The 17762-nt window shown below is 41.3% G+C and carries 11 protein-coding genes; 4 read left to right on the top strand and 7 right to left on the bottom strand.

Annotated features, from left to right (window positions below; all coding sequences use genetic code 11):
* The first annotated feature begins 21 nt into the window (after positions 1 to 21).
* Positions 22 to 1620: a general secretion pathway protein GspF gene (locus Q4567_RS15030; RefSeq protein ID WP_303500919.1), complete on the top strand. Its 1599-nt coding sequence runs from the start codon at positions 22 to 24 to the stop codon at positions 1618 to 1620.
* 318 nt (positions 1621 to 1938) lie between these two features.
* Here Q4567_RS15030 and Q4567_RS15025 read toward each other — a convergent pair whose 3' ends face one another.
* The 6 genes from Q4567_RS15025 to phoB all read right to left on the bottom strand — a co-directional run bounded on the left by Q4567_RS15025 (position 1939) and on the right by phoB (position 11721).
* On the bottom strand, positions 1939 to 4590 hold the full coding sequence (locus tag Q4567_RS15025; protein WP_303500918.1) for a TonB-dependent receptor: 2652 nt from the start codon (positions 4588 to 4590) through the stop codon (positions 1939 to 1941).
* Positions 4591 to 4743: 153 nt separating this feature from the next.
* Positions 4744 to 7542 (bottom strand): hypothetical protein, encoded by a 2799-nt coding sequence (locus Q4567_RS15020; RefSeq protein WP_303500917.1) that lies wholly within the window; start codon positions 7540 to 7542, stop codon positions 4744 to 4746.
* 271 nt (positions 7543 to 7813) lie between these two features.
* Positions 7814 to 8650: a 2OG-Fe(II) oxygenase gene (locus Q4567_RS15015; protein WP_216047551.1), complete on the bottom strand. Its 837-nt coding sequence runs from the start codon at positions 8648 to 8650 to the stop codon at positions 7814 to 7816.
* A gap of 36 nt (positions 8651 to 8686) precedes the next feature.
* Positions 8687 to 9631 carry a phosphate ABC transporter substrate-binding protein gene (locus Q4567_RS15010; RefSeq protein WP_216047615.1) on the bottom strand — a complete coding sequence of 315 codons (945 nt, stop codon included), beginning with the start codon at positions 9629 to 9631 and terminating at the stop codon, positions 8687 to 8689.
* 14 nt (positions 9632 to 9645) lie between these two features.
* Positions 9646 to 10977 carry a phosphate regulon sensor histidine kinase PhoR gene (phoR, locus tag Q4567_RS15005; RefSeq protein ID WP_303500915.1) on the bottom strand — a complete coding sequence of 444 codons (1332 nt, stop codon included), beginning with the start codon at positions 10975 to 10977 and terminating at the stop codon, positions 9646 to 9648.
* 54 nt (positions 10978 to 11031) lie between these two features.
* Positions 11032 to 11721: a phosphate regulon transcriptional regulator PhoB gene (phoB, locus tag Q4567_RS15000; protein WP_216047553.1), complete on the bottom strand. Its 690-nt coding sequence runs from the start codon at positions 11719 to 11721 to the stop codon at positions 11032 to 11034.
* Between the two features lie 298 nt (positions 11722 to 12019).
* Between phoB and Q4567_RS14995 the strand changes: the two genes are divergently transcribed.
* Positions 12020 to 13747 (top strand): sensor histidine kinase, encoded by a 1728-nt coding sequence (locus tag Q4567_RS14995; protein WP_303500913.1) that lies wholly within the window; start codon positions 12020 to 12022, stop codon positions 13745 to 13747.
* Positions 13748 to 13950: 203 nt separating this feature from the next.
* On the top strand, positions 13951 to 14850 hold the full coding sequence (gene rdgC, locus Q4567_RS14990) for a recombination-associated protein RdgC (RefSeq protein WP_303500912.1): 900 nt from the start codon (positions 13951 to 13953) through the stop codon (positions 14848 to 14850).
* 94 nt (positions 14851 to 14944) lie between these two features.
* Here the strand turns inward: rdgC and Q4567_RS14985 are convergent, their stop codons facing one another.
* Positions 14945 to 15778, bottom strand: coding sequence for an HDOD domain-containing protein (locus Q4567_RS14985; protein WP_216047556.1), 834 nt, complete (start codon positions 15776 to 15778; stop codon positions 14945 to 14947).
* Between the two features lie 272 nt (positions 15779 to 16050).
* Here Q4567_RS14985 and Q4567_RS14980 point away from each other — a divergent pair, with 272 nt between their 5' ends.
* On the top strand, positions 16051 to 17736 hold the full coding sequence (locus Q4567_RS14980; protein WP_303500911.1) for a Zn-dependent hydrolase: 1686 nt from the start codon (positions 16051 to 16053) through the stop codon (positions 17734 to 17736).
* Positions 17737 to 17762 lie beyond the last annotated feature (26 nt).

The following is a 17762-nucleotide window of genomic DNA, read 5'->3' as shown; positions in this document are numbered from 1 at the left end:
AGAGAGTTTTAGGTAAATAAAATGAAGAAAACTAAGTTTGACAATTTATCCACCGATGCTCCTCTGCTGCACGATGATCACGCTAAGCCGGTTACGCGTCGCGAGTTTATTTCTCAAGGTTTTACTGCAGGTTTAGGCTCGGTAATGGCAGGTTCAGTATTTAGTATGTTTGCCAACCCTAAAAAAGCCAATGCCGCGTTATCCAGTGATTTAGAGGCATTAAAAGCCAGTTGTGGTATAGCAACCCAAGGAGCGGGAAAAATTCCGTTTATTTGTTTCGATCTAGCTGGCGGAGCAAATATCGCAGGCTCCAATGTGCTGGTTGGCGGTCGTGGCGGGCAAATGGATTTCCTTAGCACCGGTGGCTACAGTAAATTAGGTTTACCAGGTGATATGGTGCCTTCAATCATGAACCCAACCTCTGGTTTAAGTGATTTTATCAACAATGAACTGGGCTTAGCTTTTCACGCTGATAGTGCTTATTTGCGCGGTATCTTAGAAAAAGTAAATCCGGCAAATCGCGCCAATATTAACGGTGCAGTGATACCGGCACGTTCCGAAAACGATACCGGTAATAATCCACATAATCCTATGTACGGGATTAACCAAGTGGGCGCAGATGGTTCTCTATTGACCTTAATTGGCTCTCGTAATTCTGATTCAGGTGGCAATAGTATGTCACCGGCATCAATGATAGATACTGCAAAGCGTCCAACTAAAGTCGACCGTCCCTCTGATGTAACCGGGTTAGTGGATACTGGAGATTTAGTTGGACTATTGAGCCAGCAAGACTCAGTAGCAGTCATGGAGTCGATTCAACGTATCAGTGACATGAAGTTGGGCAGAGTGAACACGCAAATTACCACCGATGATGTGATCAAAGATTTGGTGCGTTGTGGTTACGTGAAAAGTGCAGATATTACCGACCGCTTCGGCGATCCGTCGTCACTTGATCCTGAATTAGATGGCGACATCGTTGGTCCATCTGGGATTTTCACCCAGCAAGAGTTCGACAGTGATAGTGAATTCCGCAAAACTGCGGCCGTAATGAAACTAGTGATCAACGGCTTTGCCGGGGCTGGCACTATTACTATGGGTGGGTTTGATTATCACACTGGCAATCGCATGGTCGGTGAAACACGAGATTTACGAGCGGGACGCTGCATGGGAGCCTGCATGGAGTACGCTGCGCGCGTAGGCGTGCCGCTAATGATGTACGTTTGTAGTGACGGCTCAGTTTCGAGTAACGGAATGATCGACGATTCAGTGGACGGCCGAGGCAAAGGGGTTTGGACTGGTGATAATTCATCAACTGCGGCATCTTTCTTTTTGGTGTACAACCCCAACGGCACGCCACAACTCATAGGCGCAACCACTGAACAACAAGCACAACATCAACAAATTGGTTATATGCGCAGCGATGCTTCTGTGGAAACCGCCGCGACCCCAGCGGCTAACAATGTTAATTTGTTGGTAGAAACCGTCATTTTGAATTACATGGCGTTACACGGTGAACAAGGTAATTTTAGTAGTTTGTTCCCATCTAATGGGTTGGGAAATAGCACACTGATGGATAGCCTGACCGCCTTTGAACCCATTGTTAGCGGTACCATGTCTTGATGTAACCAACCTGTAGCACGGCCTTTAGGCCATGGAAACCTCTCATCGGAATAAAGCCCGACCTACAAATTCTACCCAAATCCCCCTTGTAGCATGGCCTTTAGGCCATGGAAACTTCTCATCAGACTAAAGCCCGACCTACAAATTCTACCCAAATCCCCCCTTGTAGCATGGCCTTCAGGCCATGGAGATCTATCATCGGGCGGTAGCATGGCCTCCAGGCCATGGAAAACACCCACCAAACTAAATCCAAACGACAAATAATAGCCAATAAAAAAGCCGCTAAACGAAGCGGCTTTGTTAGCTTTAAAAAACAACTTAAAATTCGTATTTAAGCGATAAATTAACGCTAGAGCCCTTAGTTTCTGAACGTAACAAGGTATTCTCGAATTCAATGTCTTTTTGTTGGTTTAGCATGTTTTGAACTTTAAACTTCACTGTTGTGTTGAAGTTTGGATAGTAAGTATAAACTAAATCCAAGGAGTGAAACGGCTGCTCATAGCTGTCGTCAAATCCATCTATACCAGGAATTAGAATACGCTCACCAAACACGTTGTAAACCAAAGACGCTGAATGCTCACCGTTATCAGAGTCAAAACCGATTTGGGTATTTACCACGTATTCAGAGTGACCGGTTAAACGACGAGTTAAGTTAGTTACTGAAGTAGAGACACCAGTTTGCTCAACCACATTTTGACCGTCTAATTGGATCTCAGAATCACTTAACGTGAGGTTTCCAGATACAAATAAATTATCCCAAACGCCATCTCCAATAAACCCTAGTCCTTTCAAGAATTCAAATTCGACACCATACAGCTCACCAGACTCTGCATTGGCGATACGCACTAATGGCGGACCATCCTGAGCAGGTGACTGAACCGATTCAATCGGGCTATCCATGTCTTTATAAAATAGCGCCACAGACAAGTTGTCACCCTGATCTAAGTACCACTCCCAACGGAAATCGTAGTTTTTAATTTGCGTTGTACGTAATCCAGGAGTACCACCGATTGGGAAATCAGTAAGCGGATCGATATAGGTTGATGACGCCAGTTCGCGCGTGTCAGGACGAACGACGGTTTCACCGTAACTTGCTCTGAATTGAACTTTCTCGCTCATAATATAAGTGACAGCCAATGCAGGGTAGAAATCACTTTCTTGGAATGCCAATTGAGAACGGTCGTCTTCATCAGACAAATCAATTTGATTGCTTTTGGGATCAAATGGAACCACTGCTTGACGATAGTCTTCCCATCTTACTCCACCACTGATACGCCACGTATTGTCGAAGAAAATGTCAGCTTCGAAATAGTAAGCATCAACCTTTTGCGCTGCCACATAATCATCACCAGCAATGGTGGTATCTGACAACAGCGGAATAGAAGAAAGTTCAGCACCATCTAAGTTCTCATCGCTAAGAATCTCGTTGAACACGCCACCAGCTAGTACAGAGCTATCAGAAAACCCACGGGTGTTGATATCGAATCTGCGGTTTTCGGCAGTTCTTGCTTTACTGACAAAATCGCCACCCACTTTAAATTCCATATCAAAACGGTCTACGGTATATGGGTAGTTAAGATTCCAGCTCAAGTTTTCAACCCGATCATCAAGTCTTTGAAACTGATAACGTGCAGCTGTAGTTGCGTTTGTTAGTGAACTTTCAGTTTGCTTATCATACACACCGTCTTCATTATCATCGGTTAAGATGAATCGAGTATTGATCGTGCCTGGTGCGTATCGACTTGAACGACTTTTAGTATATTGCCAATCAAAGCCTAAAAAATCCAAATTAGTAAAAGTATGTTTACCACGAATTTGGTTAGACCACATCTGACGCTCTTCGTATACAACTTCGAAATCTCGAACTCGTTGTCCATCACTCAATTGGATGTTGTTGGTATTACCTACTTTTTCACTAATTGCATCATTAGTGTCATTTAACGCGACTGAGGAAAAATCAATACGATGATTCCGGTTATAGTCAATTCCAAAGTTTGCCATACCTGAGAAGCGCACATTATGCTCGGTTACATCCACTTCATCAAAGTAACGAGGAAAGGAAATAATATCCCCACTTCGCTGGGCTTGCTCACCAATAAACTGTTCACTCACATTCCATGAGTTGTCGTAGCCTGCCGTAACCAAGAAACCCACACGCCAATCGTCATCTAAATCAAAGCTATTGCCCAAAGACAAATTGAATCCATAATCAGGGTCAACACTTTGTAAAACCGGATCATAGTCAGTATATAGTTCTTTCAACAGATCACGGGCTTCAGTGGTACTAATATTGTCTAAAAATTGTTTGCTATCCCATAGCGCCACAAAAGAATCCGGTGCAGCACGGGTGCCGTCATCCTCGCCCATCCAATCATCACCACCACCGTTGTATTGATATGCATCATCAAAGTTATCGGTGTTAGTTCCTAATTTGCCTGTGATGTTAAACACAAAATCAGTAGGAATGGATTTTAAGCGAATATCAACATTCCCCCCACCAAAGGCAGCAGGCATTGAAGGTGAAAAGGACTTCTGTACCGATAAACTTTCAATAATATCTGCAGGGAATAAATCCAAAGGAATTACTGAACGAGTCGGATCAGGACTGGGAACTGATGCCCCATTCAATTGGGTACTTGAGTAACGTTCACCCAAACCTCGTACATAGATGAATTTTCCATCCACTAGCGTAAGGCCGGTTACACGACGAAGTGCTGCTGCAGCATCACTATCACCAGTACGGGATATTTGCTCAGCGCCGAGAATATCTGCTACGAAAGCTTGGTTTTTACGTTCCTGAAGTACAGCAGAAGCTGTTCCTTTCAAGCGCGTACCGGTAGCAACAACTTCCTCAATCACGTCTTCTTCGGAAGCATCCTGAGCAAATAACGGCGCACTTGGCAGTGTTACAGCAACTAAAATGGCTAAAGAAATTGGCTTGAGAGGAAACCTGTTAAAAGGCGTATTCATTATTAACCTCATTGTCGTACAAACTGGCAGCTAAATGCATTTTAAAAACGATGTTACTGCCTTATACATTGTGTCATTTATCTTAATCGTAAATGCGCTTTTTCGTTTCCAAAAAAGCGCATATCAAATCTAAAAACGAGTTAATAAAGAACCCTATTCTAGACCAACAGTCCAGCCTGACGTCCAATCAGCGTCTTCATCAACAGCACCGATGAAGTCAGCATTATCAAAGAATGTATCACCAGAGAAATCTTTAGGCGTTACTTCAGAGATAGTGAATATTCCGTCTAGAACCGCAGCTTGATTAGCAGCTACGCTGTTACCAGTCTGGTTGTTTAAGAACCAGTCTTCTAGGTCTACGATTGTGTGAGTAGCACCATCCGGTAGTGAACCATCTTTGAAGTTCTCGTCATTTTCACAAGCAATAACAGAGTTAGTGAAAGTGGTAGTTCCATCACCTAAGTTGGTTTGACTTTCCAATACACCTTCTACTTCGAAACATTCACCCATACCAGCAGAACCAGTAATGATGACGTTAGATAATTGTGCACCTGTACCTTCACGTAAGTAGATACCTTCAGCATCATCTTCGCCGTCAAAATCGTTACCGATAATCGTCATATTAGCGATAGTTGGGTTAGATTGAGGCTCACTATCTGGCACTGAACCGTCGTTGTCAGCTTCGATAGCGCGATTCGCATCAGAGTTATCTTGTGCTTGACGCACTAAGACATATTGCATACGACCAACAAAGCCGTTATCCCAATCAACACTGTCGTCTTGGATGTCTGTTAGCACTAAGTATTTAACGTCAACGCTTCCACCAAAGAACTCAACACCGTCATCCGCGTTTTTGTGAACTTGTAAATACTCAACAGTGGTACCTGAACCAACACCGCCGAACGTAACACCATTTAATTCGTTATCAGGTGCAACTTCAAAACCACCGTGCATTACGCGAACATAACGAAGCGTACCAGAGTTATCAGTAGAATCTGTTCCACCAAATACTGCACCTTCCTGAACACCTTCAACTTGAAGAGCACAATCCGCGTCACTTGGACATTTATTCGATGGCGCGTTGCCTAGAATAACCAAACCACCCCATTGACCCGCTTCACCAGCTTCAAGTCCACCAAGAACAGCGGCAGATGATGTAAGGGTAACGGGCTCAGAAGCCGTACCTTGCGCATCAATTTTAGAACCACGGCTGACCACTAGATAATCGTTACCTGAAGCACCGTAAACAGTTACACCAGCATCGATAGTTAGAGTTGCGCTATCTTCGTTGTCATCACCGACAAAAACTGCACCAGATAAGGCATACAAGTTACCTTCGGTAAGAGTTAAATCAGAAGTAATGCGGCCTGATAATTCACATGTGTTGGTTACACCATCAACAGCGGCGATAGTCGTAGTTCCAGCAGGACAACCTGAGGCTGTTTGGGTAACTTTAACGGTTCCACCGCCAAATCCAAATGCCCAACCTTGACGCCAATCATCATCAGAACTTACCGCTCCAACGAACGTAGTTGCATCAAAGAAACCGTCTATTTCTGAAACATCTGCAGCACCTTCAAGAAGCAAAGAGCCAGTCATTGGTGTGCCATCAGCATTTAGCATCACTGATTCAGATACACGGTTACCGCGAGATTCGTCTAAGAACCAAGCTTCAAGATCAACAATTGTGTGAGTTGCGCCATCTGGTAAGGCACCATCTTTGAAGTTTTCGCCGTTAGTACAAGCCAAAACAGAATTTTCAATAGTAATGGTTCCGTCAGACAAGTTGGTTTGGCTTTCTAATGTGCCTTCAACTTCCAAACATTCACCCATACCATCTGTACCAGTGATAACCATATTATAAATTTGCGCACCAGTACCTTCGCGAAGATACACACCTTCTGAGTCATCTTCACCGTCAAAATCGTTACCGATAATGGTAAGGTTAGCGATAGTAGGGTTTGACTGTGGATCATTGTCAGGAAGCGAACCGTCATTATCAGCTTCAATACCGCGGTTTGCGTCGCCGTTAGCGCTATCTTGTTCAATATAAACGTACTGCAACTTACCTTGATAACCGTTATCCCAATCAACACTGTCGTCTTGGTTAGAAGTCAAAACAAGGTGCTTGGCATTCACGTTACCACCGAAGAATTCAACACCATCATCGGCGTTAGCGTGGACTTGGATATAATCCACTTCAGTAGCAGAACCAACACCACCGAAAGTAATACCATTTAATTCGTTATCTGGAGAAATTTCGAATCCAGCATACTTAACTACCAAGTAATTCAAAATACCTGAGTTGTCGTCTTCAGCGTCACCACCAAAAACAGCACCTTCTTCTACCCCTTCAACTTGCAAGGCACAATCAGCATCGGTTGGACATTTGTTTGAAGGAGCGTTACCAAGAAGTACTAAACCACCCCATTGACCAGCGCCAATTTCATCACCGATAACATCATTATAAGAAGTCATGATGATAGGGTCAGATGAAGTACCCATGGCTTCAATTTGTGAACCACGGCTAATTACCAAGTAATCACTACCAGTGCTTCCGAAAATAATAGTACCTTCTTCAATTTCTAATACCGTGCTATCAGCGTTATCAGAACCAACAAAAACAGCACCGTCTAGTGCCCATACGATGTCGTTGGTTAAGGTGATTTTTCCGCTGCTATCTTCATCAGCATCAGTTAAACGGCCAGATAAGGTACGCACTTCGATGGTTTCACCTAGTGCCGTGGAAACAGCTGTACTTAGAGCAGAATCTAGCTCACCTGGAGCATCTTCAGTAGGAGTAGGCGTTGGTGTAGGTGTAGTAGTAGGTGGATTGTTAACGGTAGAACTGTTATCAATATCGCCTTCGCTAATATTAATGTCACCACCACAACCAGCAAGTACCAAAGCAGTTGCTATAGCGCTTACTTTAAAGATGTTTTTGATTTCCATCGAGCTCTCCAAATGCGAGTGTTAAATAGTTTCAAGTTTTTTCTATTAATGACTTGATAACGAAAGTTGTAAAATCGCGAGAAGGTTACCCAAGCTCAATGACAGTTTTGTTACATTACAGAACTGTCACAAAAGTTTCATAATTGAGGGTGCTGAAGTAAATGTCAGAATAATAAAGGAAATGCCGCAGTTAACTTCTAACTAGGTGGTAGATATAGAAGAGTTACGGCGTCAGGAAAACGCCGCGTTATGACGTTATTAACTTAAGAAGTTAGCTCTTTTTAGTTTTAGGGACAAAAACATCTTCTCTAAACCATTTAGTGATGACCACTTTTTCGCCACTAATAATTGGATGAGCGTGATGAATTGTATCTTCGTTAACTGAACCATCGGGACGCAAATTATTCCAGACTAAAGCCATTCCTTGTGTAGGTTTGAATTTGCGGCCAAGTTTAATAAACTCAGTCTCCCCTCCTTCACATTCATCATTAAGATAAATCATAAACGTCCAAGTACGCTGCCCACCGTCCTTGCTGTAATTTTTAAAGTCATCGGTGCCGGGCGCAAAATAATCGCAATGGGCTTTGAATTCCTGAGCTACAGCATAATGTTGAGCCTGAATCACTTCTTTTTCACCAAGCCCCAAGCCTAAAGCATCAATAATTTTTTGATCTATCTCTTTTGCCAAAGGATCTTTGGTAAAAGGTAAATCACATGTAGAAGAGGTTCTAAAGTTTTGATACAAATCCCCTTCCCTTTCAGGAATTTCCGATGGCCGCAATTTAGATTTAGTCAGCGCAATTAAGGCATTACACTCTTGGGCAGACAAAAAGTTGTTAATTTGTAGCATCTGCACTCGAGGATCATCAATTATCTTCGCATCATAATGGTCGAGATTCTCTAGTAGTTTTGGCTGAGATACTTTTTTATAAAATGCTTCATCTTTATTACAGCTCGTTCCGGCAGGTAAATTATTGCCAAGAACCTTTTTAGCTGACTCAAACGTAAATCCGTTTTGCAGAAGAATCTTCAGAATTTCAATACTGTCGGTTCCTTGCAATAGATTTTGTAAAACCCAAGATTTCCAATTTTGAGGTAATGATGACATTTGAGTGGCCTTTATAAAATGAACTAAACCTGAAACTTAGTTTGAAGATAATACTTCAAGTTGCTGTTTTATGACGTTGGAGGGCATACTTACATACCCATCTTGCTGCACTGCCTGTTGACCTTTATTGGATAACACAAATCGCAAAAATTCTTCTTCCAACAATGGTAACCTTTCATTCGGTGGCTTGTTAACTACGAGATATAAAAACCGCGATAAAGGGTATTCACCACTGCTAATAGTTTGTGTAGTCGCAGGAATAAACTTACCAGTGTAATCAGCAATAGCGAGTGCTTTTACCGCAGCGGTCTTTTGGCCGTAGCCTGCGTAACCAATAGCGCCATTCGAATAAGCAACCGATTGAATAACCGATGCAGATCCAGGCAATTCGTTCACAGTGGCTTTAAAATCACCGTCACATAAAGCTAACTGTTTGAACAAACCATAAGTACCGGAAACCGAATTCCGCCCAAAAACCTGTATTTTTCTGTTGGCATAACTTCCCGTTACTCCCAATTCACTCCAATAGCGCGTTTCTTTGCGGGAGCCACAAAACCGTGTAGCCGCAAAAATGCTATCGATCTGCGGGATAGTCAAATTTGAAATAGGATTATTCACATCCACAAACAACGCGATTGCGTCAATAGCCACTTTAATTGCAAGCGGTTGATACCCATGTTGCCCACTAAAATAGCGTAATTCGCTGGATTGCATCTCGCGGCTCATTGGCCCAATATTTGACGTTCCCTCAGTAATTGCTGGTGGTGCCGTCGATGAACCTGATGCTTGAATTTGAAACTTCACTTGAGGATAAAGTTGCTTAAACTCAACCGCCCAGATTGTCATTAAATTCGCCATGGTATCTGAGCCGACAGAGGTAATAGAACCTGCCACTCCGGGTTTTTTTTGATAGGTTTCCGCCGCTTGCGCTGGCAATAATAACGCACAAATAGCGACGCTACTCCACACCCAAACGAGCATTTTCAGCCGCTTAATCAATTTGTTTTTTCCAACTTACCTGTAGACGGGTTTTGCACCGACAGTTCACTGGAAAAAGAAAAAGAAAATTCACTTCCGACACCTATTTCACTGGTTATTTCTAATTTCGAATTATGATGGGTTAGAACGTGTTTCACAATAGACAAACCCAATCCAGATCCCCCCGTTTTTCGAGAACGTGCTTTATCCACTCGATAAAAACGTTCGGTCAGCCGATTTAGATGTTTTTCCGGAATTCCTTCACCGTTATCTTTTACAGAAAAATGCGCGTGACCATCCTGTCTATTCCAAGTAACCACTATTTTACCTGGTGATGGAGTATAATTAATTGCATTAAAAATCAGATTGGAAAATGCACTGCGAAGTTCAGTTTCGATGCCATAAACTTTTAAACTTGCATCAATATCGAAATCGATTTGATGGCCTTTATCTTTGTTTAAGGTATTTGCCTCAACCTGAATCGCAGACAGCATTTGCGGCACATTAACTGGTTTTTCAAAGACCCGTTCTGAACTCGCCTCGATTCTCGATAAAACTAATAACTCTTCGACCAAATTCTGCATTCTTTCAGATTGTGAACGCATTTCACCGAAGGCTTTTTTTAGAAACGCAGGGGGCACATTCTCAGTATTGGGTAGCATTTCTAAATAACCGTTCAAAACGGTTAAAGGAGTACGTAACTCATGGGACACATTAGCAACAAAATCTTTGCGCATTTGTTCGAGCTGGGTTAATCGAGTCACATCTCGAGCAATCAGCAATAGGTGATCTTCACCATAAGGCATGATTCTATATTCAAATATTTTTTGAACATTAGACGGTGAAGGTACCTCCACAGGATAATCGTATTTACCGCTATGGAAGTATTCTATAAATTTTGGATGGCGGATTAAATTGTCTACCCGCCGACCAGAATCTTGCGGCCAACGTAGCCCTAATTCGATCCGTGCCAGCCGATTACACCAAACAATGCACGCATTTGAATCTACCACCACAGTGGCATCCGGCAAGGCTTCAGATCCTTCACGAAATCGTTTGACCATACGGGTGAGTTCTTTACGTTTACGCCTATTTCGACGTTGAATGTAATAAACTCCCTCGTATACATGTTCCCAAAAGCCTGGCACTTTTGGCGGGGTCATTTTTTTACTATGCCATATCCATCGATTAAATCGGTACATATGCCAAGAGTAAAAGCCTAATAACCAGGTTGAGCCAAATGCAATGGCAATTGCCAATGCATCAAAATATAGCCCAATTAAAATCACGATTACGTAAAACCCACCAATCCTGAGTAAATTTTTTAACCATGAAAATGGATAATACATGTATCAATGGATCCTTTGTTGAACGTCAAATCCAACCGTTTATCGTTAAGCTGATCACACTTTTGCTGAGAACCGATATCCAGCACCGCGCACGGTTTGAATCATGTCATCATGAGAATACTTAGAAATCGCTTTACGCAACCTACGTATGTGAACATCAACCGTTCGGTCTTCCACATAAACATTAGTTCCCCAAACGTTATCTAACAACTGTTCTCGACTATATACTCTTTCAACATGAGTCATGAAAAAGTGTAGTAGCTTGAATTCCGTTGGTCCCATGTCTAGAGGCTCCTCTTCGGCAGTAACACGATGAGAAACGGGATCTAAAACAAGACCGTTTATAGCAATTGGTTCCTCAGCCGACGTTGGTGTCACTCTGCGCATCACGGCTTTAATTCGGGCGACCAATTCTTTCGGTGAAAAAGGTTTAGTGATGTAATCATCCGCTCCGGAGTCAAGACCACGTACTTTATCTTCTTCTTCACCACGGGCGGTTAACATAATGATAGGGATATCCCGGGTAAACTCGTGTTGTTTTAATTTTTTAGCGAGCTGTACACCGCTGCCTCCAGGCAACATCCAATCGAGTAAGATTAAATCTGGATAAGGTTCTTTTACTAAATCCAATGCAACTTGATAATCTTCTGCTTGTTGGGTTTCAAAACCGGATTGTTCTAGAACAAACTCAAGCATCTCTCTGATCGGCGCTTCGTCCTCTACCAGCAAAATTCTTCTGGCCATTAGTTTTTTCCTGCTCATAATAAAGGCGCCATTATTAGTTTAGGTTGTGACACTTTTATTAAACTTATCATATAAATGTCAAATTTCAGTCATGTTAAGCAAAAGAAGCGGGTTTTATCTTAATTATCGGTCTAATTTAACTGCAAACATTCGGTGCACAAGTGTAAAACCAATTTTTAATTTAAAAACTGCTTAGAAAGGTAAACAATTACTCCGTGCTTCTTGTTAATTGAACGTTTTCCGCATATTCTTTATTTTCTTAAAACGTTCTAATTATTAGGTTTCTTAAGGTTCGTGAATGGCTAAAGTCAAAACTAGTTTGTCTAAAAAGTTGTTGACCCGTGTGTTGTCCGTTTACTTCATACTGACGTTAATCGTCACTGTTGGACAAATCCTTACTGAATATTTAAATGCCAAAAATCATATTCAAAGCGAGTTACAAACACTCAAAAACACCTTTAGCGTTAGCTTAACCCGCGCAATTTGGGAGCTTAACAATGAACAAGCTGTCGACATTTCAAACGGATTAATGGCATTACCTATTATTGAAGGGGTGCAAATTCGCGATGAAAACGGTGAATATATTGCCAACAAAGGACGCACCTCTTCGTTACCCGAAGAAATGATTACTTCAGGTATCATGCGAGACCATCCTGGTGGAACCTTTGGTTATTCGTTTCCACTTATCTTTGAATTTTCTGGACGAACCTCGCATGTAGGTGATGTCACATTGTATTCAAGTGCGAATATTATTTTTGGGCGTATTGAAGTTGGGGTATTTTTCTTAATTGGAAACGCCATCATTAAAACCGCATTTTTAGTCTTCCTATTTTTGAATGCCTTTCGGCAAATGCTTACCGATCCCCTTGAAGAGTTAACCCAACAAATAAGCGAGTTTGATGTAAACCGGCCAGAGTCTTCTAAGCTGCATTTGCACATAGAAGACGATAATGAGTTAAAGGTGTTACAAGTCTCCTATAACGAGTTAATAGATGATTTAATCGACTACAAACAAAAGCTCAGAGTCACTCGAAACGAACTCACGGATGCGAACCGCAGATTAGACGACCAAAACATCATGCTTGAACAAGAAGTTGCTAAAAAAACGGCATCTTTAAGTAAAATTATGTTGGATTTGGAACAGCAAAAAGACGAACTAATTGTCAACCAACGAGAATTACGACAAGAAAACGAAAATCGTCAATACATTGAAGACGAATTGCGAAAGCGAAATACTGAATTAGCCGAGTCAATGGAAACTGTTAAAATAGCCAAAGATCAGTTGATAGAATCTGAACGTATGGCTTCACTAGGCGGATTAGTCGCGGGGATTGCACATGATGTTAATACACCAATAGGTGTTGGTGTTACAGCTGCAAGCTTTCTGCAAGAACGCATTAACAATTTGCAAAATGCTTACGAAGACAAAACCTTAACCGGCAAGACAATGAGCAACTTTTTATCGGAGGCTAATCAAACCACTGAACTGCTATTGGGCAACCTAAATCGCGCCTCAGAACTCATCTCTAGTTTTAAGCAAGTGGCTGTAGACCAAACTAGTGAAGCTGTTCGTGACGTTGATCTTAAACTCTATATCCATGAAGTGATTCAGTCATTAGCACCAAACTTCAAAAAAACTTCCCATTCAATCAGTGTTAACTGCCCTGAAAACTTAGTGGTTAAATGTGCTCCTGGCGCCATCGCGCAAATTTTTACCAATATGATAATGAATTCATTAATTCATGGTTTGGATGAAAAAGAGAATGGCAAAATAACCATTAATGTTTCTCAACAAGACGATGAAGTAGTAGTGGAATATGCGGACGATGGCAAAGGCTTGTCTGAAGAAAATTTAGATCGGCATTTTGATGCGTTCTTTACCACCAAGCGCGGTAAAGGTGGCAGTGGTTTAGGCACTCACATTATGTATAACTTAGTCACTCAAGCGTTAGATGGCAAAATTAGAGCTAGCAGCGTTGAAGGGGAAGGCTTGAAATATGAGATTAGATTCCCATTGCACGCATAATGTTGTCTATAAACGCCTGCAATTAAACTGAATAATGGGCTAAAAAGTGATTAAAACCCATTGAGATATTCCATTATTATACGAGACGCGTTAGCTATAAACATGATAGTCTTCGCGCCCTTCATTGTATTCAACTAATGGTCAGAGGCACACTTAGTGCTGGGCTTGAATACCAATTAAAAAATCCTGATTAAGTAGAGAATATGTGGTTTAAAAATCTAAAACTCTTTGCCATTACGCAAACATTAGACTGGCAAGAAGATGATATAGAACAAAAATTGGCGGAGTTTAAGTTTCGTCCGTGTAATAGCCAAGAATTATCCACCATGGGCTTCTCCTCTCCTTTCGAGTCTGGCAGTAGCTTACTTCACAGCGCCCAAGGGCGAATTTGGATCACCCTTAAAAAGCAAGAACGGATCTTACCTGCCGTTGTAGTGAATGCTGAACTTGCCGAAAAAGTTGCACAAATAGAAACTGAAACAGGCTCTGCTGTAGGTAAAAAAGCCAAACAAGATTTAAAAGAAGAAATAATTCGTCGGCTATTGCCACAAGCGTTTACCAAAAACAGTTTTACCCATGGCTTCATCTCAACCAAAGACAACTTGGTTGTAGTAGACGCCTCAGCCGATGGCAAAGCAGAAGTCTTTTTAGCAATGATCCGCAAAGCTATGACGACTTTGCCGGTAGTGCCTTTGTCCCGTAAAAGTATTCAAGGCGAGCTAACAAGCTGGATACAAGACTCTTCTGCACCTAGTGACGTGGTATTGCTCGAAGAAGCAGAATTCCGCGGGCAAGGGGAAGAAGACAGCATCATACGGGTCAAAAATCAAGAATTGATGGATGATGAAATTCTGCACCATATCAAAGCCGGTAAATTTGTCCACAAACTGGCTATTGAGTGGGATGAGTGCCTAACAGCTATGCTTGAAGAAGATTTATCAGTTAAGCGTCTTAAATTTACCGATGTGGTAAAAGAACAAAACGATGATATTGCCAAAGAAGACAAATTAGCGCGGTTAGATGCCGACTTTACATTGATGTCTGGTGAAATAGTGCGTTTTTCACAATGGTTAGTTAAAACCTTCGCTTTGGATCAAGAGTAGTCTGTTCCGAATCTTTAGTCATTGATTTAACTAATGCTGTATTAAGGACTCCTTAATACAGCATTAAATTTATAACGTTTAAGTTATTTAATTATCAAGCAAAAACGGCTTTTGCGCTGGTACGGGCCTCGATAAACTCTGGACTTTCCAACAAGCTCACATCTTCAATAATTTTCTTGTCTAAACATATTTTTAAAACCGCATCTTTTTGGCTATCGAACACACCACTTAACGCAGCTCCAAGTCTAACAAAATCAATGAAACTGGCCTCTTCTTCTTGGTAGCTCATATCTCGCCACTTTTCTGCAATCTTGACAAACTGCTCATCAAAATCCCATTGACGCATGATTTTACCACCGATGTGTCCGGACAATTTGATAATCGCAGCATCTAAAAATTTAGGGTTCGCAAACACTTCTTCATGACGTTCTGCTTCGGTCAAAATCGGCAATACACCAATATTGTGAATTAACGATGCCAATGTCAGTGTGTCTAAGCTTAAATGACGTTTTTTACTTTTTGAATAAAACTGTAAAGCAGCCACTGCATAAGACAGACTTTCGATAGTTTGGTCCCACATCTGCGCAATGTAGCTTTTCACCAATTCATTTTTAGAAACAAATAGTTGTTCCATTGCTAAAGCAGTTGAAATGTTTTTGATTTGACTAAGTCCAATGCGCGTTACGGCTTGAGAAACTGAAGTCACTTTAATTGTTCTGCCTAAATAAGCGCTATTGGAAATTTTGATAATTCGAGCACTTAACGAGGGATCCTGAGCAATAATATCCCCCATGGAATTAAGATTAATTTTCGGGTCATCTGCAGCGCGCCTAACTTTCAAGGCGATGGCGGGAAGTGTTGGCAGAACAATCGTATCATTTTTAATTTTTTCAACAAGAATAGTTAGCAACGCGTTCTCTGTGGACATATTTCTTCCTATATAATTGAGCGGAAACCTACTCGACATTTAAAATGACGGCAGTCGTATCAATAATTAGTCTGTTGAGTATCTTCATCTCTATTGTATTGGTAAAATTAAAGATACTATAAGGCTTATAACCTATATTGCTTTTAATAAGCAGCGAAAGCTAATTTATACTGCAATTGATTATGTACAGAGCTTATAAGCTACGCATACCAATTTAAATTTGCAATTCAATTATTTATGCATTCAATAAAAAATACAAATTAGGATGAGCAATGATTAGAAAAAAACTTCTCGTATTAACTATTTCCGCGGTTTTTATGGCCGCCTGTTCAGATTCATCAAATCAGCAAGAAATCACCAAATCTCAGCAACAAACGCCGGCTAAAACTGAAAAAGTTGAATTGCTTGCCGGAGCTGAGGAACGCTTAGATATTTATTACCCAGTGGCACTATCAGCAGATTTATCAGCTTATAGTGATAATCAGAAGCAAATGTTGTCGTTGTTAATCGATGCGTCCAAAATTATGGACGAGCTGTTTTGGATGCAGGCATTTGGTCAACCTAAGCAAGAGTTTTTGGATTCGTTGACTGACCCTAAAGTGCGGGCATTTGCTGACATCAACTATGGGCCTTGGGATAGATTAAACGGTGATAAACCATTTCTAACTCAAACCGAGGAGAAACCTTTAGGAGCTCAATTTTACCCTGAAGATATGAGTAAAGAAGAGTATTTAGCAAGTGATATAAAACAAAAAGACAATCTGTATTCTATGGTTTCCCGGGATCAAAACGGTAAATTAATAGAAATACCTTATGCAGATTATTTTGCTGATGAATTAGAAGCGGCCGCTGATCTATTAATTCAAGCATCAGAATTAGCTGACAATCAAACCTTTGCAAATTATTTAAAAATTCGTGCCGACGCTTTGGTCACCGACAATTATCAGCCATCTGATTTTGCATGGATGCAAATGAAAGATAATCCAATAGAACTAGTTATTGGACCAATCGAAACCTATGAAGATCAACTATTTGGCTACCGAGCTGCCTTTGAAGCCTATGTTTTATTAAAAGATCTCAGTTGGAGCGAACGTTTAGCTAAATATGCGGCGTATCTACCTGAGCTTCAAAAAGGCCTTCCAGTTGCAGATGAATACAAAGCCGAAATGCCTGGCAGCAATGCAGATCTCAATGCTTATGACGTGATCTACTATGCCGGACATTCAAATGCTGGCAGTAAAACCATAGCAATTAATTTGCCTAATGATGAAGAAGTACAACTTAAAAATGGTACACGCAGGCTACAGCTCAAAAATGCCATGCGCGCAAAGTTTGATCACATACTAATGCCAATATCTGAACTATTGATTACACCAGAACAACGTAAGCACATTACCTTTAATGCGTTCTTTGCCAACACTATGTTCCACGAAGTTGCCCACGGACTCGGTATTAAAAACACCCTTGATGGTGAAGGAACCGTTCGCGGAGCGTTGAAAGAGCATGCTTCAGCTTTAGAAGAAGGCAAAGCCGATATTCTAGGTCTATATATGGTTGAGCAACTTCTTAAGAAAGGTGCAATAACCGAGGGCCAACTTGAAGATTATTACGTCACCTTTATGGCTGGTATTTTCCGTTCTGTGCGATTTGGTGCATCAAGTGCTCATGGAAAAGCGAACATGATTCGATTTAATTTTTTCCAAGAAAAAGGTGCCTTTAGCCGAGACGAAAATGGTCTCTATCAAGTCAATATGGAAAAGATGGGCGATGCTATAGCTGCGCTGTCGGAAGTTATCTTAACCTTGCAAGGTGATGGAGATTATCAAGGTGTTGGCCAATTGGTAGCAGAAAAAGGAATCATTAAAGAAGTCCTTGCCCAAGATTTGCAAAAATTGACTGATGCGAATATTCCAGTGGACGTCATTTTCAAACAAGGTAAAGAAGTTCTTAAACTTTAGTCTAAAATTGAGTTAACAACGCTTTG

It is taken from the genome of Aliiglaciecola sp. 2_MG-2023 (genome assembly GCF_030548145.1).
Lineage (GTDB): Bacteria > Pseudomonadota > Gammaproteobacteria > Enterobacterales > Alteromonadaceae > Aliiglaciecola > Aliiglaciecola lipolytica_A.
This window is presented reverse-complemented; position numbering and strand designations above follow the sequence as displayed.